19 protein-coding genes and 1 riboswitch are annotated in these 20,645 nt (G+C 52.3%); of the genes, 8 read left to right on the forward strand and 11 right to left on the reverse strand.

Going from position 1 to position 20,645, the window contains the following annotated elements:
• Positions 1-52: 52 nt before the first annotated feature.
• The 6 genes from C3B51_RS03595 to ilvG form a co-directional block, all read right to left on the reverse strand.
• On the reverse strand, positions 53-1,108 hold the full coding sequence (locus C3B51_RS03595) for an ABC transporter substrate-binding protein (protein WP_125716961.1): 1,056 nt from the start codon (positions 1,106-1,108) through the stop codon (positions 53-55).
• Between the two features lie 61 nt (positions 1,109-1,169).
• Positions 1,170-2,714, reverse strand: a complete 1,545-nt coding sequence (ilvA, locus tag C3B51_RS03600; RefSeq protein WP_130244199.1) for a threonine ammonia-lyase, biosynthetic — start codon at positions 2,712-2,714, stop codon at positions 1,170-1,172.
• 2 nt (positions 2,715-2,716) lie between these two features.
• Positions 2,717-4,573: a dihydroxy-acid dehydratase gene (ilvD, locus tag C3B51_RS03605; RefSeq protein WP_130244237.1), complete on the reverse strand. Its 1,857-nt coding sequence runs from the start codon at positions 4,571-4,573 to the stop codon at positions 2,717-2,719.
• A 110-nt stretch (positions 4,574-4,683) separates the two neighbouring features.
• On the reverse strand, positions 4,684-5,607 hold the full coding sequence (locus C3B51_RS03610; protein WP_046006110.1) for a branched-chain amino acid transaminase: 924 nt from the start codon (positions 5,605-5,607) through the stop codon (positions 4,684-4,686).
• An 18-nt stretch (positions 5,608-5,625) separates the two neighbouring features.
• Positions 5,626-5,865, reverse strand: a complete 240-nt coding sequence (gene ilvM, locus C3B51_RS03615; protein WP_010383772.1) for an acetolactate synthase 2 small subunit — start codon at positions 5,863-5,865, stop codon at positions 5,626-5,628.
• Positions 5,866-5,893: 28 nt separating this feature from the next.
• The gene (ilvG, locus tag C3B51_RS03620; RefSeq protein WP_130244200.1) at positions 5,894-7,549 is read right to left on the reverse strand and encodes an acetolactate synthase 2 catalytic subunit; all 1,656 of its coding nucleotides are present in this window, start codon (positions 7,547-7,549) and stop codon (positions 5,894-5,896) included.
• A gap of 517 nt (positions 7,550-8,066) precedes the next feature.
• On the opposite strand from ilvG, the gene C3B51_RS03625 reads away from it, so the two are divergent.
• A complete protein-coding gene (locus C3B51_RS03625; protein WP_130244201.1) occupies positions 8,067-8,948 on the forward strand; it encodes a TraB/GumN family protein in 882 nt (293 codons plus the stop codon).
• 97 nt (positions 8,949-9,045) lie between these two features.
• Positions 9,046-9,660, forward strand: coding sequence for a hypothetical protein (locus C3B51_RS03630; RefSeq protein WP_130244202.1), 615 nt, complete (start codon positions 9,046-9,048; stop codon positions 9,658-9,660).
• Here the strand turns inward: C3B51_RS03630 and C3B51_RS03635 are convergent.
• Complete coding sequence (locus C3B51_RS03635; protein ID WP_130244203.1) at positions 9,644-11,401, reverse strand: response regulator; 1,758 nt, start codon at positions 11,399-11,401, stop codon at positions 9,644-9,646. The two genes, C3B51_RS03630 and C3B51_RS03635, sit on opposite strands and share 17 nt — an antisense overlap.
• A 173-nt stretch (positions 11,402-11,574) precedes the next feature.
• A riboswitch (Lysine riboswitch) is annotated at positions 11,575-11,751 on the forward strand.
• Positions 11,752-11,864: 113 nt separating this feature from the next.
• Between C3B51_RS03635 and dapA the strand changes: the two genes are divergently transcribed.
• Genes dapA through C3B51_RS03655 form a run of 4 tightly spaced genes read left to right on the forward strand, consistent with a single transcriptional unit; the run spans position 11,865 to position 15,832 of the window.
• Positions 11,865-12,761 carry a 4-hydroxy-tetrahydrodipicolinate synthase gene (gene dapA, locus C3B51_RS03640; RefSeq protein WP_130244204.1) on the forward strand — a complete coding sequence of 299 codons (897 nt, stop codon included), beginning with the start codon at positions 11,865-11,867 and terminating at the stop codon, positions 12,759-12,761.
• A gap of 10 nt (positions 12,762-12,771) precedes the next feature.
• Positions 12,772-13,512 (forward strand): 2,3,4,5-tetrahydropyridine-2,6-dicarboxylate N-succinyltransferase, encoded by a 741-nt coding sequence (locus C3B51_RS03645; RefSeq protein WP_046006115.1) that lies wholly within the window; start codon positions 12,772-12,774, stop codon positions 13,510-13,512.
• Complete coding sequence (locus tag C3B51_RS03650) at positions 13,512-14,717, forward strand: PLP-dependent decarboxylase (RefSeq protein ID WP_130244205.1); 1,206 nt, start codon at positions 13,512-13,514, stop codon at positions 14,715-14,717. Before C3B51_RS03645 ends, C3B51_RS03650 begins: the two co-directional genes overlap by 1 nt.
• Before the next feature lie 2 nt (positions 14,718-14,719).
• On the forward strand, positions 14,720-15,832 hold the full coding sequence (locus tag C3B51_RS03655; RefSeq protein WP_130244206.1) for a succinylglutamate desuccinylase/aspartoacylase family protein: 1,113 nt from the start codon (positions 14,720-14,722) through the stop codon (positions 15,830-15,832).
• A 134-nt stretch (positions 15,833-15,966) separates the two neighbouring features.
• Here the strand turns inward: C3B51_RS03655 and C3B51_RS03660 are convergent, their stop codons facing one another.
• Entirely contained in the window at positions 15,967-16,173 is a 207-nt protein-coding gene (locus tag C3B51_RS03660) for a hypothetical protein (RefSeq protein ID WP_130244207.1), read from the reverse strand.
• 168 nt (positions 16,174-16,341) lie between these two features.
• On the opposite strand from C3B51_RS03660, the gene C3B51_RS03665 reads away from it, so the two are divergent.
• Positions 16,342-17,364, forward strand: coding sequence for a phospholipase A (locus C3B51_RS03665; RefSeq protein ID WP_125716951.1), 1,023 nt, complete (start codon positions 16,342-16,344; stop codon positions 17,362-17,364).
• Positions 17,365-17,403: 39 nt separating this feature from the next.
• Here C3B51_RS03665 and C3B51_RS03670 read toward each other — a convergent pair whose 3' ends face one another.
• Complete coding sequence (locus C3B51_RS03670) at positions 17,404-18,297, reverse strand: bifunctional GNAT family N-acetyltransferase/hotdog fold thioesterase (RefSeq protein ID WP_046006120.1); 894 nt, start codon at positions 18,295-18,297, stop codon at positions 17,404-17,406.
• 215 nt (positions 18,298-18,512) lie between these two features.
• On the opposite strand from C3B51_RS03670, the gene C3B51_RS03675 reads away from it, so the two are divergent.
• Positions 18,513-19,202, forward strand: coding sequence for a spermidine synthase (locus C3B51_RS03675; protein WP_046006158.1), 690 nt, complete (start codon positions 18,513-18,515; stop codon positions 19,200-19,202).
• A gap of 13 nt (positions 19,203-19,215) precedes the next feature.
• Here the strand turns inward: C3B51_RS03675 and dtd are convergent, their stop codons facing one another.
• Both dtd and C3B51_RS03685 read right to left on the reverse strand, forming a co-directional pair.
• The gene (gene dtd, locus C3B51_RS03680) at positions 19,216-19,653 is read right to left on the reverse strand and encodes a D-aminoacyl-tRNA deacylase (RefSeq protein WP_046006121.1); all 438 of its coding nucleotides are present in this window, start codon (positions 19,651-19,653) and stop codon (positions 19,216-19,218) included.
• A 39-nt stretch (positions 19,654-19,692) separates the two neighbouring features.
• Positions 19,693-20,634: an alpha/beta fold hydrolase gene (locus C3B51_RS03685; RefSeq protein WP_125716948.1), complete on the reverse strand. Its 942-nt coding sequence runs from the start codon at positions 20,632-20,634 to the stop codon at positions 19,693-19,695.
• Positions 20,635-20,645: the final 11 nt, after the last annotated feature.

The raw sequence follows: 20,645 nt of genomic DNA on the forward strand, positions 1-20,645 counted from the left end.
ACAAAGGGCGCTCATTGTATGCGTTCGCGCCCTGTGCGCAAAGCACTGACCGTCATTTTAGGGTAAAACGCCGGCGGCGGAAAAAAATCAGGTGTATGTACATGGGCACACAAATCACCGCCACTATCACCGCTAAGGTCAGCATCCATGACCAGCTGGTTTCTTCCTGATCTGGCTCGGTATATATAAACTGATGTTTTTGTTCGTGAAAGTGAGCAAGATCAAGCCGGTAAAGCTGAGCTATCCACAACCAGCGCGCCTGCGACATGGCACCCAGTGCAATCCCCGGCGCTTTGATAAAGGGCATCAGTTTATCGGCCTCATTGGCCAACGCCGCGATGCTTTTGCTTGTCGCATACTCAGCCTGAGTGACCGCCAGTGCTTCATCGGGATTGCTCATGGCATAGCGCCAGCCCTGTAAGGACGCGCGACGAAACCGGGCAACGGTTTCAGGCCGGTAATTCAGCACATCTTCGGAGGTAAATAAGATATCGGCATAGACGTTCAGGCCAAAATGCTTAGGGCAGATCTGCCGGGTAGCCACCCCCTGCTGCGCCAGCTTAAAGGGTTCATTAGAAATATACACCTGCAACGCATCGAAACGCCCGGCAACAAAGTCTTTGATGGGTTCCAGTCCGGCGTATAATGGCAGGCGTGACACATCTATCCCGGCCCGCTCCAGCATCACCACCAGCTCAGCCCCCTCAACGCGTCCAAGGTGGCTGATCTTTTTGTCCACAAAGTCTTTGGGGACATAGATGTCGCTATCGGCACGGACCATCCAGCAATAGGGAGAAGACTGGAAAATCGCAGCCAGCGCCACCAACGGCTTGCCCAGCAAGCGTTGCTGCAAAATGCCCGAGTGGGTCACACCAAACTGGGCCTGTCCCGACAGCACTTTAAACTGCTCATCCGGATTATCCTGATCGGCAGGCACAATTTTTACGTCCAGTCCCTGCTGACGAAAAAAGCCTTTATGCTGGGCCATGTAGTAACCGGCAAATTGAAACTGATGGGTCCATTTAAGTTGCAGTGTCACTTCTTCCAATGCGCTCAGCGCACAGCTCTTGCACAACGCAATGGCCAGGATAAAGTGGGAGTAATTCATTGTGGTACGCGCCCGGGCCTGTCTTGTTACAACTATAGAAGGCACCGGACACAATGCAAAGTTAGCTGACGCGACGATCCGCCTGTGGCATATCGTGCTGAAGATACTGTTTAAAACACGGATTATCTGTTTCTTCCTGATACTGGTAACCCAAACGTTGCAGGTGCTCATCAAAGCGCGCCCGGTCTTGTGCACTGAGCTCAAATGCAGCCAGTACATTGCCCTGCGCTGCCCCGTGATTTCGATAATGGAACAAAGTGATGTTCCAGTTGCTGCCCAGGGTCTCCAAAAAGCGCGCTAGTGCACCCGGATATTCTGGAAATTCGAAGCGAAACAGCCGCTCACTCAGTGCAACCGGCGGTTTGCCGCCGACCATATAACGAATGTGTAACTTGGCCAGCTCGTTGTCGGACAAGTCGGTAAACTGGTAATTCGCCTCGCTCAGACTGGCTTTAAGCTCCTGCAATTCCTGCTCGCCACCACGTAACCCAACTCCCGCAAAGATCTGCGCGGTATCACCACCGGCATAGCGATAGTTAAACTCAGTGATCGCACGGCCCGACAGGGCATGACAAAAGCGTTTAAAGCTGCCTTTGGATTCCTCTATAGTTACGCCCAGCAACGCCTCGCTACGTGCACCCAGCGCCGTGCGCTCGGCAATATACCGTAAGCGATCAAAGTTGAGGTTGGCCCCGGACAATACCGATGCCAGGGTGAGTCCCTGCTCATTATTGGCTTCGCACCATTTCTTAAGCCCGGCCGTAGCCAAAGCACCGGAAGGCTCTGCAATGGCCCGGGTTTCAACAAAAATATCCTGAACTGCGGCACAGATTTCGTCGGCACTGACTGTAACCACCTCATCACAAAACTGCTCGGCCAGGCGAAAGGTTTCGCTGCCAATGCGCTTTACCGCGACGCCGTCTGCAAAACTGCCAACCCGCTCCAGCTCGACCGGATGCCCGGCTTCCATCGCCGCTTTCAGACACGCGCTTTCTTGTGCTTCCACGCCAATCACGCGGATCTCCGGACGCAATGATTTTATATACACCGCCATCCCCGCCAGTAAACCGCCGCCGCCAACGGGAATAAATACCGCATCCAGCTGATGGAGCTGCTGCATCAATTCACGCGCCACCGTGCCCTGACCTATGATCACGTCTTTATCGTCAAATGGTGGCACAAACACGCCGCCCTGTGACTGGCACAAAGACTGCGCATATTCCTGCGCGGCATCAAAATGATGACCATGCAGTACCACTTCGCCCCCCTGGCTACGCACCGCATTGACTTTGATCTCCGGTGTGGTCACCGGCATAACAATGACCGCGCGATGCCCCAGATGAGCGGCACTTAATGCCACCCCCTGAGCATGATTGCCAGCGGACGCCGTTACCACCAGGCTGTTTGCCGGTAGTTTGCTAAGCTTGTTAAAAGCGCCACGCAGTTTAAAGGAATAAACGGGTTGCTGATCTTCGCGCTTGAGCCAGACATGATGTCCGAGCCGGGCGGAAAGCCCGCTCAACTCACTGACCTCGGTTTCCCGGACCAGTGGCGAGACATTGGCCTGCACAACAGCACGAAAATAATCGAGCTCTTTTGCCACCATGATTAACTCAATGCCTCCAGCTTCTCGAAATCGCGTACCGCACCTTTATCTGCACTGGTTGCTAACAGAGCATAAGCCTTCAGAGCAGGGCTGACATAACGCTGACGATCCAGTGGCTTATAAGCCATTTTACCGCGGGCATCTTGCTGCTCTTTACGTGCTTGCAGCTGCTGTGCATCCAGTAATACATCGATGCTGCGCGCAGGAATATCAATGCGAATGATATCGCCGTTTTCTACCAATGCCAGCGCGCCACCACTGGCGGCCTCTGGCGAGGCATGGCCAATCGACAGGCCAGACGTACCACCGGAGAAGCGGCCATCGGTTAACAAGGCACAGTCTTTATCCAGCCCCATGGATTTGAGGTAGCTGGTCGGATAGAGCATTTCCTGCATTCCCGGTCCGCCTTTGGGCCCTTCGTAACGGATCACCACTACATCGCCCTTTTTCACCTTGCCACCAAGGATCCCCTCTACGGCATCATCCTGAGATTCAAATACCACGGCCGGACCTTCAAAGCACAGCATGTCATCATCGACCCCGGCACTTTTCACGATACAGCCATCCAGCGCCAGGTTGCCGGTCAGTACTGCCAGTCCGCCATCCTGACGAAACGCGTGTTCAACACTGCGAATGCAGCCGCCCTCGCGATCCAGATCCAGCTCGTCCCAGCGACATTCCTGGCTCATCGCCTGTGTGGTGCGTACGCCCGCAGGACCTGCACGATAGAAGGTTTGTGCACGTTCATTATTGGGATCCGTGGCATCCCAGCGTTTGATCACCTCACCGAGTGTGCCCCCTGCCACATGTCCCACTCCAAGGTCGAGCTTATCGGCTTTGGCCAGTTCATTGAGAATAGCCATAATGCCACCGGCGCGGTGAACGTCTTCAATATGATACTGCTGGGTTGCCGGTGCCACCTTACATAAGAAAGGCGTGGTACGAGATAAGCGGTCGATGTCGGCCATATCAAATTCGACCCCACCTTCGATGGCAGCCGCGAGCAGGTGCAATACCGTGTTAGATGAGCCACCCATGGCAATATCCAGGGTCATGGCATTGGTAAACGCGGCCTGGTTAGCAATGTTACGCGGCAGTGCAGCCTCATTGTCTTTGCCATAATACTCATCGCATAACGCCATGATGCGCTTTGCAGCCCCTTCATATAAGAAGCGACGATCGGCATGGGTGGCCAGAGTAGTACCATTACCCGGTAATGCCAGGCCCAGTGCCTCTAATAAACAGTTCATGGAGTTGGCGGTAAACATGCCTGAGCAGGAGCCACAGGTTGGACACGCTGAGCGCTCCACCTTGTCTGAGTCTTCATCGCTGACACTGGGGTCCGCGCCTTTGACCATGGCATCAACAAGGTCGAGCTTGATGTCGATGTCGGCGAGGCGCGTTTTGCCCGCTTCCATCGGACCACCCGAGACAAAGATCACCGGGATATTCAGCCGCAGTGCCGCCAGCAGCATGCCCGGGGTGATCTTATCGCAGTTTGAAATACACACCATGGCATCGGCACAGTGGGCATTAACCATGTATTCTACCGAGTCGGCGATAAGATCACGTGATGGCAAAGAATACAACATGCCGCCGTGGCCCATCGCAATACCATCATCGATGGCAATGGTATTAAATTCGCGCGGCACACCGCCGGCATCCCGGATGGCATCGGCCATCAGCTCGCTGAGTTGATTGAGGTGCACGTGCCCGGGCACAAACTGGGTATACGAGTTCACCACTGCCACAATGGGCTTATGAAAATCACTGTCGGTCATCCCGGTGGCGCGCCATAGTGCGCGGGCACCTGCTTGTTGTCTGCCTTCAGTGGTTGTTTTGCTGCGTAACTTTGCCATGTTGACCCCTTTTTCCAGTTTGCGCTGCCCCATCTGGCAACGGCTTTCCTCATTCCAAAAATTCATTGCCGGACCTGCCGGTCCGGCGTGTATACGTTAATGTACTGGTGTTATTCGTTGACGTAATCCAGCCAGTTTTGCGGATCGTCACTTTGCCCTTTCACCAGATCAAAGTAAGCCTGCTGAAGTTCGGCGGTGATTGGTCCGCGTTGGCCATCACCCACCTGAATTTGATCCACACTGCGTACCGGTACCACTTCGGCCGCCGTGCCCACCATAAAGAACTCATCCGCCAGATACAGACCTTCACGGGCGATAGGCTCCTCTCTGACTTCATAGCCACGGGCTTTGGCCAGATGCATAATGGTGTCACGGGTTAAACCGGGCAAAATGCTGGCGGTGGTTGGCGGGGTATAGATAATGCCCTTGCGGATCACGAACAGGTTCTCACCGGCGCCTTCACTTAGATAACCGTTAACATCCAGTGCGATGCCTTCAACATAGCCGTGGCGCTTAGCTTCTGCGGTGATCAGCTGCGAGGATAAATAGTTCCCCCCCGCCTTGGCTGCGGTTGGCATGGTATTAGGTGCCAGGCGCTGCCATGAAGACACACATGCATCCACGCCGTTCTCCAGACTGCCTTCACCCAGATACGCGCCCCACTCCATTGCCGCCACGGTCACTTCCGCGCGGTGTGACTTCGGATGAACGCCCAGACCCACATGGCCTAAAAAGGCAAAAGGACGCAGATAAGCATTGGTGAAACCGTTTTTAGCCACCGCGTCTTTACACGCCTGCATGATCTCTTCCTGAGTGAAAGGGATCTCGATGCGATAAATTTTGGCTGAATCAAATAAACGCTGAATATGATCCTTAAGACGGAAAATAGCCGGACCCTTTGGCGTATCGTACGCGCGGATCCCTTCAAATACGGAGCTCCCATAATGAATGGCGTGACTGAGCACATGCGTGGTTGCTTGCTCATAAGGGATCAATTCGCCGTTGTGCCAAATGTATTGTGAAGTTTGTGTCATTACTTAAAACCTTATTTATTATATTGCCTGCTGTAGTGTGTGCAGATCGACTGACTGCACTTCAACCAGCTTATTTAATTGTGACGTCAATAGATAGATAGGTTTGTCACTATCTACCGTCATTTTGACGTGAAATAACTCTTCGTGGCCCTGGAGCTCAAGTTGGGTCAGGCGAAACCCGCGATGACGGGCGACGCGCAAAAAACGCTCGACTGCGATGGCCTGGTTGTTTACCGCTACGGTGAGTTGGTGTTTCATGGTGTTCGCTCCGTCAAAGGAAGTAAAATTAACTTTGCTGCTGCGTTTGCGTCAGCATTTCATGGTTTGCAGCGCCCGGCGGTACCAAAGGCCAGACGTTTTCTTTGTCATCGATACAGGCATGCAATATATAAGGCCCGGTCGAGGCCAGTAATTCATCGATCGCACCATCAACTTCATCTGCGCGGGTGATGGTCTGCCCCGGTATACCAAACACCGCAGCGAGCTGCACAAAGTCAGGGTTGTCTGACAAGTTGGTCTCACTGTAGCGGCCATCAAAAAAGAGCTGTTGCCACTGGCGTACCATGCCCAGACGCTGGTTATCCAGAATAACGATTTTAACCGGCAAGTTGTTACGTCGTATGGTGGCCAGTTCCTGAATATTCATCATGATCGAGCCATCTCCGGATACCGTGATCACCATGTCATCAGGCCGGGCAACCTGCGCGCCGATGGCTGCCGGTAAACCAAAGCCCATAGTGCCTGCTCCCCCGCTGCTCAGGTGGTTACTTGGATGACTAAAGCGCATGTGTTGCGCGACCCACATCTGGTGCTGGCCCACGTCACAACACACCACACCGCTGTCTGGCATTAAACGGCTCAAGCGGTTGAGCAGATAAGGGGCGAACACTTTGTCGCCGGGGTAGTCGTAACGCCAGGCGTGTTGTTCGGCCAGTGCGCTGATATGCGCCCGCCAGGGTGCCGGTGCCAATTCGCCCTGTAATAAAGGCAATGAAACTTTTAAATCCGCGATCAATGAAGCCGCAGCCGGTTTGCGCTTGCCCACTTCAGCCGGGTCAATATCCAGGTGGATCACTTTGGCGGCGGCGGCAAATTTTGCCAGATTGCCCGTCACCCGGTCATCGAAGCGCGCACCGATACACACCAGCAAATCGCACTCCTGCACCGCCAGGTTCGCCGCCTGACCACCATGCATTCCAAGCATCCCCAGGTCATACGCATAGTCAGGCTTGACGCTACCCAGTGCTTTAAGCGTCGACACCGCAGGCATCTGCGTGCGCTGCAAAAAGGCCATTAGCTCGGCCTGCGCATCTGCACTATGGACACCGCCACCAACATAGGCAACTGGCTTTTTCGCCTGCGCCAAAAGTGCATTGGCCTTGTCCAGCTCAAAACTCGACAACGGGGTTGGCTGATATGCCTCGGCCTGCCAGGCATGAAAAGGCACCTGCGCTTGCTGAATGTCTTTTGGGATATCCACTAATACAGGGCCCGGGCGGCCAGACTGAGCGATATGCATTGCCTGCTGTAATACTTCAGCCAGATCTTCGCCGCGCTCCACCATAAAGCTGTGTTTGGTACAGGAGAGTGACATGCCCAGTACATCGACCTCCTGGAACGCATCGGAGCCAATCGCGGCAGTGGGTACCTGGCCGGTGATCGCCAGCAGCGGTACCGAATCCATCATGGCATCAGCCAGTGCGGTGATCAGATTGGTGGCACCCGGCCCTGAGGTGGCAAAACACACGCCCAGTTTGCCGGTGCTTCTGGCGTAACCAACTGCCGCAAACCCGGCGCCTTGCTCATGACGCGTCAGGTAGTGCTTCAGCGGCGCACCGTACAGCGCATCGTAAATCGGCATGATGGCTCCACCCGGATACCCGAATACCGAACTCACCCCTTGTTTTACCAGCATGTCTATAACCAATTGTGCGCCTGTCATTGTTTTGCCCATTGCCCTTTGTCTTTGAATTTGGCCCTAAAACGAAAAAGCCCCCCGAACTTTTCAGTGCGGGGGGCTTTTTGCTAATACTTTTCGAACAGCACTAACCAGCCCCCGCGGTAATAATAATCACCACGTTGATAACCACGACTAGTAGAGAAACTGTTTTTAACATGTCACTGCTCTTTTTGAATAAACGATTAGTTTGCACTTGCTTTAGGCACGTCTTAAGCGTGCTGCTGTGCTCTTTTTTTATTAGTAACCCGTGAGGCCCCAACAAGTCAACCCCAAAAACTATGCTCTTTTCTTATCTTAAATTAAGCGAAAATAAAACTTTATCCAAAAAATATCAAACAAACAGATAAAAAATACCTCCCTTAAACATCTTACCCCTTCTGAGCTGACGTGAGTGATCTTTCCCACACAATTCATTCTTACCCGTCGCCACATTAATTTTTTGTGATTTACTCTGAGAATTGACTATGATGTACCCACTTTTTAACATTTGGAGTGCGCCATGCCTCACTTTATTCGCCTGACACATCTAATGGGTGTGCTCTTTATCGCCCTGTTTAGCCAGCTTGCTATCGCGCAACCCGCACTATGGAGTGTAGAAAAAAACGGGGTAACCTCTTATCTGTTTGGCACTGTGCATGTGGGTGATAGCAAAATGCACGGCCTGGATAACCGTATCAAAACGGCCATAGCAAACAGTCAGACGGTGGTAGTCGAGCTAAACACGCAAGCCATTGGCGCACTGGAGCTGCAACGCAGAACCCTGCCCTTTATGCTGCAAAAGCAGGGCCGCACCCTAAAAACCAGTTTATCTGCTGAGACCTATCAAAAAGTCCAGCGCTACTTTTCTGAGCGCCAAATTGACATTACTTTGTTCAATAACTATCAACCCTGGTTTGTGATGCTGACAATTTTACAACTGGAATATCAAAAAGCCGGGTTCAGTGAAGAATTTGGCATTGATAAACAAGTGATAGAGTATGCCGCAGGCTTAAACAAACCCATTATGGAACTGGAAAGCCTGGAGCAGCAACTCGCCCTGTTCAGCGCATTGGGCATTCAAAGCGACGCTATGCTGCTCGACACACTTAAGCAAGTTGAAGACTTCGACAGTTACTTTACCAGGATGATTAACGCCTGGAAAAATGGAGATTATCAGCAGCTTGATGTGTTTTATAAGCTCAGCTTTGATGACAGCAAATATGGTCAGCAAGCCGAGCAGGTGATGCTCATTGAACGTAATAATCACTGGGTAACAACACTCACCCCTAAGCTTACCAACAGCTCTCATTTCATTGCAGTTGGCGCGCTGCACCTGCCACAACAGCACGGCCTGATTAAACAGTTACAGGCACGAGGCTTTAAGGTAGAGCGCCTCAAGTGATTATCTTCAGCGCGACTTTTTTTGAGTCGCTTTTAAACCTTCTCGATTTACTTCGCGTCACAGAGATATCAACCCCCTATACTCGAAGAACAACAGGATGAAAAAAAATATCATGATTGGGGCACTGCTGGTGCTCAGTGCCGCCGCGCAGGCAAAAGAGACACGCACGCTGACACAGACTTTTGAGCTGGCCGACAGCAAAGAACTGGAAATTCAGTTTCCGATTGGCAAACTCAAAACACAAAGCCATACAGGCAAAACCATCGAGGTCACCATCGTCCTTGAGCCTGCTGAGTACGACATTGATAACATGGCAGATGTACTGGAAGACGTGCAGCTGGACAGTCGCCGGACGGGGGACGATTTAAGCCTGAGCATCAATAATAAGTATGTAAAACAACATTGGACTGTAAAAGTACCTGAATCGGTGGAGCTGGATGTTGAAATTGATGTCGGCAATGTCAAGCTGCTCGGATTAAACAATGATGCCGACGTCGAAATTGGCGTCGGTAATGTCAATATAGAGTCTAATGCCAAAGACTTTCGCCGCGTACGTTTTGACTCGGGTGTAGGAAAAACCCGCATATCCGATCTGCCAGGTGAAGCCAACACCGACCGTAACATGGTCGGTGAAACGTTGCGCTATCGCGGTGATGGTGAACACAGTCTCGATATCGAAGTGGGCGTTGGCAATATTACTCTGCGTCGCTAAACGATAATATTTTGCCCAGGGCGCGCTCCAGTGCGGCCTGCTCTACTGGCTTAAACAAATAGTCGGTCGCACCCAATTGCATGGCCGACTTAATTGCCTGCTCTGAGGTGTTTGCCGTCAGTACCAGAATTGGCGTCGACAACATCAGAGTCTGACGGATCTCCTTGATGGCTTTAAAACCATCCATAATGGGCATGTTCAAGTCCATCAGGATCACATCAAAAGATTGATGTGCCAATACGTCAACAGCCTGCCCACCATGGCTGGCGTGAATACTGGTTATACCCATACTTTCCAACATTTTTTCGATGATTTTGGCATTCAATTGGTTGTCTTCTACCAGCAGCACTTTGCTGTTGCGGGCCACACCACCGACTTGCTCCGGCTCCGGAAGCCGCTTCAAAGGCACACTAAGCAGCGCTTTTGTGCCGTGCGGCTCACGGGCAACAAAAGCCAGCTCACCAGACATAATCGCCAGCAGCAGGTTACAGCGCGCCAGACCCAGTTGTAAGCCCTGAAAGTGGTGCCCATTCGGATTGTTCCCCATGGGCGGTGCATTGACCAGCGCAATATTAAAACCCGGTCCGCTGTCTTCTATTTCACAGTAAAAGCGCCAGTTCACTTCTTCGTCCTGCGCGCTAACTTGCTCAACTCGGGCAGATAAACTGACGCCGCCCTGTTCGGTAAACTTCACTGCATTATCAAGTAATTGGCCTATCACCCAGCTCAGGCGCTCATGGTCGCATTCAAAGATTTTCTCGCTGTGGCTGTTAAAGTGATAGCTAAAATCCAGGCCTTTCTCTCTGGCTAACAACCGATAAGTGGCGACTGGCTGCCCCAGCGTATCGGTTAGCCGAGCTGGATGGCAATTTAGTTCTGGTTGCTGTTCGTCAGATAACCGATTGTAGTCTTCCACAGACGCGATCAGCGCTTTTAACTGCTGGGCGGCCTTGTTCGCCTGCGCCAGATAACCTTCACGCTGAGATTCCTGATACAAATGCAAATACCCCAACACCGCCTGTAGTGGCGTGCGCAATTCGTGGCTGGCACGGGCCAGAAACATCGCCCGGCTTTGATTGGCATGCTCTGCTTTAAGGCGTGTTTGCTGCAACCGCTCAATGGCGCTGGCGATACTGCGCTCCATCGGAAAAAATATCCATTTGATTTCCGCCAGAAGCAGAAAGAGTCCCAGCAACCACATCAGCAGTTGCAGGTTTCTGAGCCGCTCTATCTTGCCATTGGTAAAGTCTTCGAACAGCAATACGGCATGATCCAAATCTTGCAGCAACAACTGAGAACGGGTGTGAATTTCCTGGATCTGACTTAAACTGGGCTGATTAGCAGCGTTTGATAACAGCGCCATGTACTGTTTTAACTGATTATCCAAATCCCCTGGCTGAGCAAAATACCAGCTATGCAGCTGTTCGTTCAGGTGCACATAGTCGTCGCCATCGCGCATCAGCAAAAAGTCATGGTTACTTTGCAATAGCTGCAATGCATTGCTCAGAGCCTGACGGTCGGCGGCCACATTTTGCTCACCCATGATGATCACATACTCCAGGTGCAGCGCCGCTTTTTGCGACAGCATACGCTGCATACCCGCAATGTTAATCACCCTGGCAGCCTGTTTTTGCTGCTCCAGCAAATACAAAGTCAGCCCGGTTGTCATTGTCAGCAGCAATAACATAATCACCAGCGCGACCAGGTATTTCAGGCGATAGCGCGTAACCAGATTGTTCAAATCATCCCTCCATATGCCAGCCTAATCATCCAGGCGCCTGACTCTTTTCCAGTTTAGATTAAATTTCAAACTTTTGCCGACGGTGACTTGACACCCAGACGGCCAAAATGTTTCAATGCGTCCGTACCCTATTTTATCCAGACGGCCATGCATCCAAAAAGCGTGGACGTCTTAGGGCTGGAAGAGGTGCGTTATTCAGGTATTTGAGTGGAGGAGAGCAAACTCCCGCGAAACTCAAAGAGGGGAATTAACGCCGAGAAGCACTGCGTTTTGCTTGCGCAATGCTTCGGGCGACTGGGTTGAATCCCAGCGACTGTCACCAACACATTTGGTGGAGAGCTTCTGGTCTTAGAAACAATATGGCCAGCGGCCTATTCTTTTTAAGTCCATTGCTCTTCGAATTTTAAACGGTTCGGAGCGGGACTCTTTCCTGACTACCGGACCAGCAAGAAGTTCGGTAGAGATGAAATCACACGTTCAATTATCTGACCAGTTACCTGACTACCCGTTATGGACGGCTTTGGTCACGCCCTTTGATGCATACGATCAGGTCGATTATCACAGTTTACAGCAACTCGTCGCACAGCAGGTCGAAGCCAGCAATGGCATTTTGCTGCTTGGCAGTACCGGAGAAGGCCTGGCCCTGACCCTGGCCGAACAGCGCAAAATCGTCGAATTTGTCTGCGCACTCGCACCTGAGGTGCCAATCATGGTGGCCGTTGGCGGCATTAATTTGGCAGCCCAGTTAGAGTGGGTTGAGTTTTGTAACAGCCAAAACATCGATGCCCTGCTACTGGGCTCGCCCGTTTATGCCAAGCCCGGAGTGGTGGGTCAGACGCAGTGGTTCGACGCCTTACTCAGTGCCGCGAAGGTGCCCTGCATGATCTACAATGTCCCCGGACGCAGCGCCGTTGCAATCGCGCCCGAAGTGCTGACAAACCTGGCACACCACAACAACCTTTGGGCACTCAAAGAGGCCAGCGGCGACATTGCCACCTTTGAAGCCTTTCGCCGCGCCTTGCCAACTCTGGCCATTTACAGTGGTGACGACGCATTAATGCCCTATTTTGCACAAGCCGGTGCCGCCGGATTGGTTTCTGTGGCAGCCAATGCCTGGCCCACCCAAACCGCTGAGTTTGTTCGCCAAGCGTTGAGTGGTACCAGCCCCAACCTGTTTACCACCTGGGCCGATGCCATTAATAGCCTGTTTGCCGTCGCTAATCCCATCCCGGTAAAAACGCTGATGCACTTGCAGGGCCAGCTGGCAACGCCGCACCTCAGGCCCCCATTAACACATCTGGAACTGAAAAATCACGCGGCACTACATGCCGCCAATGAACAGATTTTATCCTGGAATTAAGAGACTCCCTATGACCTGGTCAACACTATTAGATAATTTAGAAAACGGTTCACAACGTGCAGCAAGCCAAGACGAGCACGGTAACTGGCATGCCAATGTCGAAGTTAAAGAAGGTATTCTGGCAGCCTTTCGTGCCGGTCAAAACACCGAATATCCCGGTGGCTTTGTCGATAAAGACAACCTGGCGCCGCGCGGTTTTGCTGCCGAGGATGCGGTTCGTATGGTGCCCGGAGGCAGCAGCGTGCGCCGCGGTGCCTATGTAGCGCCCGGCACCATCATAATGCCACCCGCCTACGTGAATATCGGTGCCTATATCGACAGCGGCACTATGGTCGACAGTCACGCGCTGGTGGGCTCCTGCGCCCAGATTGGTAAAAATGTCCACCTCAGTGCGGCCGTGCAGATCGGTGGCGTACTTGAGCCGGTTGGTGCCAGCCCGGTGGTGGTTGAGGATGATGCGTTCATCGGTGCAGGCTGTGTGCTGGTCGAAGGCGTTGTGGTAAAACAAGGCGCGGTGCTGGCACCAGGTGTGCGCTTGTCTGCCAGTATCCCGGTCTATGACTGTGTCAATGAGCGTACCCTGGAAAAAGGTGAAGCCATTCCCCCATTTGCCATAGTGATCCCAGGTTCGCGCCCGGCTTCCAGTGACTGGGCCAAAGCGCAAGGACTGAGCATGTCCTGTGCACTGATTGTCAAATACCGTGACGAGCAAAGTGACGCCTCATTAGAACTTGAAGAGGTGCTGCGCTAATGACCACTTTGAGTACGCCATTGCACGAGCAACTGACGGCCCTTTGCAGTAATATCGACACCCCGTTTTTTGTCTACGATCTGGATGCTCTGAGTGCCCATGTCAGCCAACTCACTGCGCAGAACGTGGTGAAACTTTGGTACGCCGTCAAAGCCAATCCATTATCCAGTGTGCTTAACACCCTGGATGACGCTGGCTTTAACTTTGATGTCGCAAGCCGGGGCGAGCTCACGCAGGTACTGGCCCAGGACATTGCGGCCGAACGCGTACTCAACACTGGGCCGGCCAAATCTCCGGCCCAAATCCAACATTTTCTCGATGCTGGTGTCACCACCTTTGTGGCTGAAAGCCTAAACCAGGTGCGCTGGTTAAACGATGCGGCCACGCAACATCAGAAAACCTTAACGGTGCTGCTACGTGTGCAGTTGCGCTGGCCAGCAGGCGACAAAAACCCGCTCGGTGGCGACAGCCTGACCCCGTTTGGACTCGGGTGTGAACAGTGGCAGCAACTCACGCTGAGCGACTATCCTGCACTGGATTTTGCAGGCCTGCATATTTTCCAGTGGGGCAATATGCTGGATGCGGCAAAACTTGCCAGCTTATGGCAGCAAATGGTGCCGCCTCTGAAGGCATTGAGTGACCAACTGGGCATGACGCTGAGGATCCTGGATCTGGGCGGCGGATTAGGCGTGCCTTATGAGCCGGATCAGCAACCGCTTGACTGGGATCAGATTATCGACAGCCTGGCCGCCATCAAGGCCGAAGCAGGCGTGCAGGAACTGTGGATGGAGTTGGGCCGCTATGCGGTCGCACATTGTGGCTACTATCTGAACCCGGTTGTAGAGCAAAAAGAAAACTATGACGAACATCAGCTGATCCTTGCAGGCGGTATCAATCACCTGCTGCGCCCGGCGGTAACCGGTCAGGCTTTTCCGGTCCATGCGCTGCGCACATCTACTGCCGCTGAGCGCCCGTATCATTTGCATGGTCCCTTGTGTACCGCACTGGATCACCTCGGGACTCACCCCCTGCCGGAGGACCTCGGGTATGGCGACTGGCTGATATTTGGCCAGTGTGGTGCCTATGGCTTTACCGAGAGTATGCCTTACTTTCTGTGCCATGAGCTGCCGGCTGAATATGTCTTTAAACAGGGCCAGCTGTACTGCATCCGGCAAAGTGAAAACGCCGACTATTACCTGAGGTAAGCATGAACACAATCACACAGCAACATATTCAGGTTGGTGAAATCGCCAACGGCCTGCCTTTGACTATCCCGGTTTACCGACTGCAGGGCAATGGCAGCGGGCCAAGCGTGTATATTCAGGCGAATATGCATGGTGCCGAGGTGCAGGGTAATGCGGTGATCTATGCACTGCTGGAGCAACTCAAGCACCTCTCCCTGGCGGGGGATATCACCCTGGTACCTTATGCCAACCCGATTGGCTGCAACCAGAAATCCGGTGAATTTACCCTGGGGCGCTTTGATCCCATTACCGGGGTTAACTGGAATCGCATGTATCATGATCACAGCGCTTTAGTACAGCATTGTCTTGCAGAACACGCTGAAGACTCAGATAAAGCGCTCATCGCCGCCTTTCGCGCGCAGTTATGTCAGGCAACCGAGGCACTGCTCGATGCACCTGCACATACCCTAACGACTGGCAAACGCATTGCACTGACACTGCAAAAACTGGCTCATCAGGCCGATATTGTGCTGGACCTGCACACCGGCCCGATTTCGGCTAAGCACTTATATTGCCCGGAATACGCCACAGACAGTGCGCGCTACTTTGATATTCCCCACGTGTTGTTGATCCCCAATGAATTTGACGGTGCGATGGATGAGGCCAGTTTCTGCCCCTGGTGGCAACTGAGTAGCGCCTTACAAGCGCAGGGCCGTGACTTTCCCGTTGCCGTGGAAGCCTTTACCGTGGAGCTGGGTTCTCAGGAAAAAATCGATCTGGATGAAGCGGTGGAAGATGCCAACAGCATCCTCAGCTACCTGACGCACAAAGAGGTGATAGCAAATGGCAGTCATCAACCAAAGAACATCAAACGCTATGCCTGCGCGCTCAAAGATTACCTGACCTACTATGCGCCCATGGGCGGTATGGTGGAATATAAGGCGCCACTGGGCGAACACATTAAAGCGGGAGACTGCATTGCGCGAATTTTGCGTATGGAGCAGTACTTGTCTGAAACGCCTTTGCATACACTACGCCTGGATAAAGATGCCATTGCCATCCTTCATTTTGCCTCGGCAAGCGTTAATCAGGGTACTGAATTATATAAGTTTTTCACAAATTACTACGAGCTGTAGTGGCCCTTGCGAATTGTCCTAGAGCTAGTTGGTATCACATACAGAATAGAACTACGATTGCGTGAGAGTAGGTGAGCAAACCTCACTTGCTAAGGTGGGGCGGCAACATACGTTGCCGCCGGCCTTTTTGAGCGTTAAAAAGGCTTAACACAAATTTTATTGAGCGCTGAATAGCACCCATCGCCGGTTGGACAGCCAAAATATGCCGCAGTGTCGCAACCAAGTGAATGACAGGCAGGCACGTCGGACTTGCCCCCTGCAATATGCGGTGTTTGTTGCTGCGACAGCGACTGAACGTGAGTGAGTTGCTTGATACTTTTTTTGTGTAGTTTAATTTTCATGTAAATCTCCTTTTATGCATTTTGCATAACTAACCTACTGCCATATTGAATAAAAATCAACCACCCATACCTTGACAAAATGACAGACAGGCCGCTTTGTCCTTCTTCGTCTTTTCTTTCTCGTGGTACTATGCTTATCAATTAATATTGACTAAGGACTGCCTGCTTATGAAACTCAGGATGCTCGCTGCGTTATCTTTGCTGACCTCTTCTGCTGTGCTCGCCAGTGAACAGGACGACCCGGACGACTTAGAGCTGATCAAACAATGTGTACTGAACGAGATCATCGCCGGAGATCAACAACAAACTGTTGCACAGCTCAAAGCCTACTGCCAGAAATTGAACGAAACCCGTCTCAGTAAGCTGGACCGCCGTATGGCGCGGGAAATGGTGACAGAAAACAACCGTAATGTGCTGACACCGCACAACCGCAACTATATTCTGCCGGCGACCTATGTCAAAAACCCAAACTCCCGGCCCTTTGACGGATTAAAAGCCATTCAGGAGGAAGAGGGTGAGCCACTCGATCATATGGAGGTCAAATACCAGATCTCGATGAAAGTGCCGCTGTATCGTCATTTTGAAGACAAAGATCAGGCAGTGTATGTTGGCGTGACACTACAATCCTACTGGCAGCTTTATAACAAAGATATTTCCTCCCCGTTTCGTGAAACCAATTACGAGCCGGAGATCTTCTGGGTTAACTTTTTAGACGATGAGAACGTACTGTGGGGTGACGAGATGGCCATTATTCTGGGCGCATCTCACCAGTCAAATGGCCGCAGCCAGCCGAACTCGCGTTCCTGGAACCGCCTCTATGCTAACTTTATCTGGGAATATGAGAGCTTCGTATTTAGCTTTAAGCCCTGGTACCGCCTGCCTGAGGATGACAAGCCCGAGCCATTAGCGGCAAAAGGCGATGATAACCCGGATATTCATAAATACATGGGTTATTTTGAACTCAGTGGTGCCTATCGGCATGGCAAGCATGAATTTGGCTTTATGACCCGGAACAATTTTAACAGCGACAACCATGGCGCCATACAGCTCGACTGGTCATTTCCTTTGCTGGGCTCTTCGCGGGTGCGTGGCTATGTGCAGTACTTCAATGGCTATGGCGAGAGTTTGATTGACTACAACGCCCATATTCAGCGTCTGGGCCTGGGTATCGCAGTCACCGATCTGCTCTAAGCTCACTATCACGGCCTGCTGGCGCAGGCCGTACAACCCTTATTTGATAACCACAAATATACCTTCAAATTTCGCCACCAGTACATCGCCATCATAGACGTTCACTGGCACCCGGTATTTCGCTTTGCCTTCATCATTGAGTGCGCTCAGCTCACCACTGCACTCGGCCAGTGTCACCGTCGCACAGGGTGCGGTCGTCAGGGGTTTAAGGTACTGAATATTGGCATCCGCCAACACAATATTCCCCTCCAGCGCCAGCTCTTTGAGTGCCAGATAAGTGGCCCCCCAGCCTGTTAAGGTCGCCATGCTGTAAACCGATCCGGCAAACATCGAGTTATGCAGGTTCAGGTTTGCTTTGAGATCCGCACGGGTCGAGAACTGCCAGTCGGTATAGCTTTCTACTTTAATGCCCATCGCATCGCTGATGGGGATCGACTCTCGCCAGGTATCCTGTAACACTTGTGTCCATTGCGGGTGGCGGAACCAGCCCGGCTCACAAGGGCGCTGTTTAACCATTTTCCAGTGCTGCACATCACCATAAGACAGGTGGGCTTTTTCAATCATTTTGTAGCCGTGGCGCTCATAAAAGGCCAGTGCCCGCTCTCTGGCAAACAGCACCAGCTCTTCGGCTTTTTGCGTCCAGGCGATTTTTTCCAGCTCATGCAGCAAGCGGCTACCAAGGTGATGACCACGATGCGCCTCATCAACCGCCATGTAACGGACCTGGGCTTGCTGTTGATTATTAAAATGCAAACGGGCCACGCCAAGCACCTGGCCTTCGTTATTTTTGATATAACGGTGCTCAGCTTCCTGCTCAAGGTCGTCCTGCTCGCTGCCTCTGGGCTGATCCCAGGGGGCTCGCAAAACCTGCCATCGTAATTGATAATACGCTTGCCAATCTTCACTGCTCTGTGGCGCTGTTATTTGAAACATGGTGACTCCTGTGCTTTTCCTGTCGCCGAGGCGATATGCTCGGCCTGTGCAACCTGCTCCCACTTTTTTACGGGGAACTTTTGTCTAATTTATGGACCTTACCTTACAAGAAAAGTGGGCGACTGGGAATGATTGGCCAGATTTGGCCAATTTGTCATGTAAATTCAACGAAACGCGCTGGCAGAACTGTGAAGCCCAGCTATGCTGATGTAACTATGCAAGATTTTATAACCGAACCCGGCACCATCAGTAACGAGTTTGTGCACCAGAGTCATCAGCTCGGGCACCTGCTGTATTGGCACAAGCATGGCAAAATCAGCATACAGGTACGTCAGGAAAAATCCTTACGCTGGTTACTGATAAACGACACACTGCAATCCGTGATTGAACTCAATCATCCGGAGAAACTGCTTTTTCCGCATTTACAGGTATTAGCTGCGTTGTGGCAAAAATGCCCCGCGCCTGGCAAAGTGCTGGAACTGGGGCTTGGCGCCGGTGCCATCCGGGATTATCTGCACATCAGCTACCCGGACTGCCAGATCACCTCTATCGATAATAACCCGGATATCATCCACTGCTACAAGCGCTATTTTGGCGGCGATCCTATCTCAAATGTCAGCTGCAGCGATGCCTATCAGGCACTGGAAAACAATGGCCATTATGACTGGATCATCCTGGATTTGTTCAGCCAGCTGGATGCGCCGCGGTTTTTGTACGAACACAAGTTTTACACACAAATTCGCGCCACACTCAACGAAGGCGGGCGACTGTATATTAATTTTCTTGCAGAGCATGATTCGCAATTAAAACAGCTCGAGCACCTGCTTATCACCAATTTTGGCAAAAAACCCTTCGTACACAAAGTGCCCGATTACGCCAATCACATTATTTCACTGACGCGCTGAGCACACGGCTGGATCACACCGACAAGTTAAAGGTCACCGGGCCATCGTTGCACAGGCTCACCTGCATATCGGCCGCAAAACGGCCTGTAGCGACACGCAATCCCGACGCTTTTGCCTGAGCAACAAAGTATTCGTAAAGCGCTTCGGCTTGCGCTGGCGTGGCTGCAGAGGAAAAGCTCGGGCGCATGCCTTTTTTGGTGTCCGCCGCCAGCGTAAACTGAGAAACCACCAGCAACTCGCCTTCAATGTCTCTCAGGCTCAGATTCATTTTGCCCTGTTCATCGGTGAAAATACGATAGTTACTGATTTTGTGCAGCAAGCTGTCTGCACTTTTTTGCTCGTCGGCCTTTTCGACACCAAGCAGGACCAGGATCCCCTGGCCAATTTGACCGACACACTCCCCCTCGACCACCACACTGGCCTGACTGACTCTTTGAATTAATCCCTGCACTGTTACCTCAATGGTTTGCGGATATGATTGATAATGCGCCTAATGTGCCAGCTTACACAGCAGCAGATCAGCAGCGCGACGTATGGCTTCGGAATATACTGCATTTGTGGCGCAGTGCCCAACTTCTTCGAGGATCAGCAAGCGGGCATTGAGTTGATCCGCCAGTGCCTGGGCCATGGCAAAGCGGCAGACATAATCGTGGCGGCTATGGATCATCCAGACCGGCAAATGCTTAAGCTGCTCGGCCTGATGAAAGATCTGTTGCTCCTGAATAAAGCAGCGCGAGTTAAAATAGTGCACCATGATCCTGGCCTGCTGTACCACAGCCTGTTCATGGTCCAGCTGATAGCGCTGTGCCTGACTGCCCACGCTCAGCTGGCGGTCCCAGTCATGCCACTGCTGCGCTGCCCGGCGCACCGCCACTTCGTCATCACAGTGGAGTAACTGCGCGTAGCGCGCCAATACCGCCTTGTAGTCGGCCTCTCCCTGACTGAACATCTGATAGCGCTCCGGATAGAATTGGGCGCCAACACCACTGACGCCATACAACCACTGTAAGTCACTCTTACACGCCAAAAAAGACGCCCACAGTATTAGGCCCTGCACCCGCTCGGGATGACGCTGAGCAAACAGCAATGCCAGCGTTGCGCCCCAGGAGCCACCGGCCAGTACACATTGGCTGATGTCCAGGTAAGACAGCAAATGGTCTATATCTTGTAGTAAATGCTCGGTGGTGTTAAACGTGAGTTGTTGCGGCGAAGACTGCCCACAGCCACGCTGGCTGTACAATATAATGCGATAGCGTTGTGGGTTAAAATAACTGGCTGAGCTGCGACACAAGCCGCTGCCCGGGCCACCGTGACAGATCACCACCGGGATCCCGGTCTCCAGACCAAATTCTTCTACGTGTAGCTGGTGTCCATCAGACACCGCCAAATGAAAACTCCGTCGCGGCGACTCCAGCCGATATAATTGCGTCATTGCACACCTCT

The sequence above is a fragment of the Pseudoalteromonas rubra genome (genome assembly GCF_004212645.1).
GTDB classification, from domain to species: domain Bacteria; phylum Pseudomonadota; class Gammaproteobacteria; order Enterobacterales; family Alteromonadaceae; genus Pseudoalteromonas; species Pseudoalteromonas rubra_G.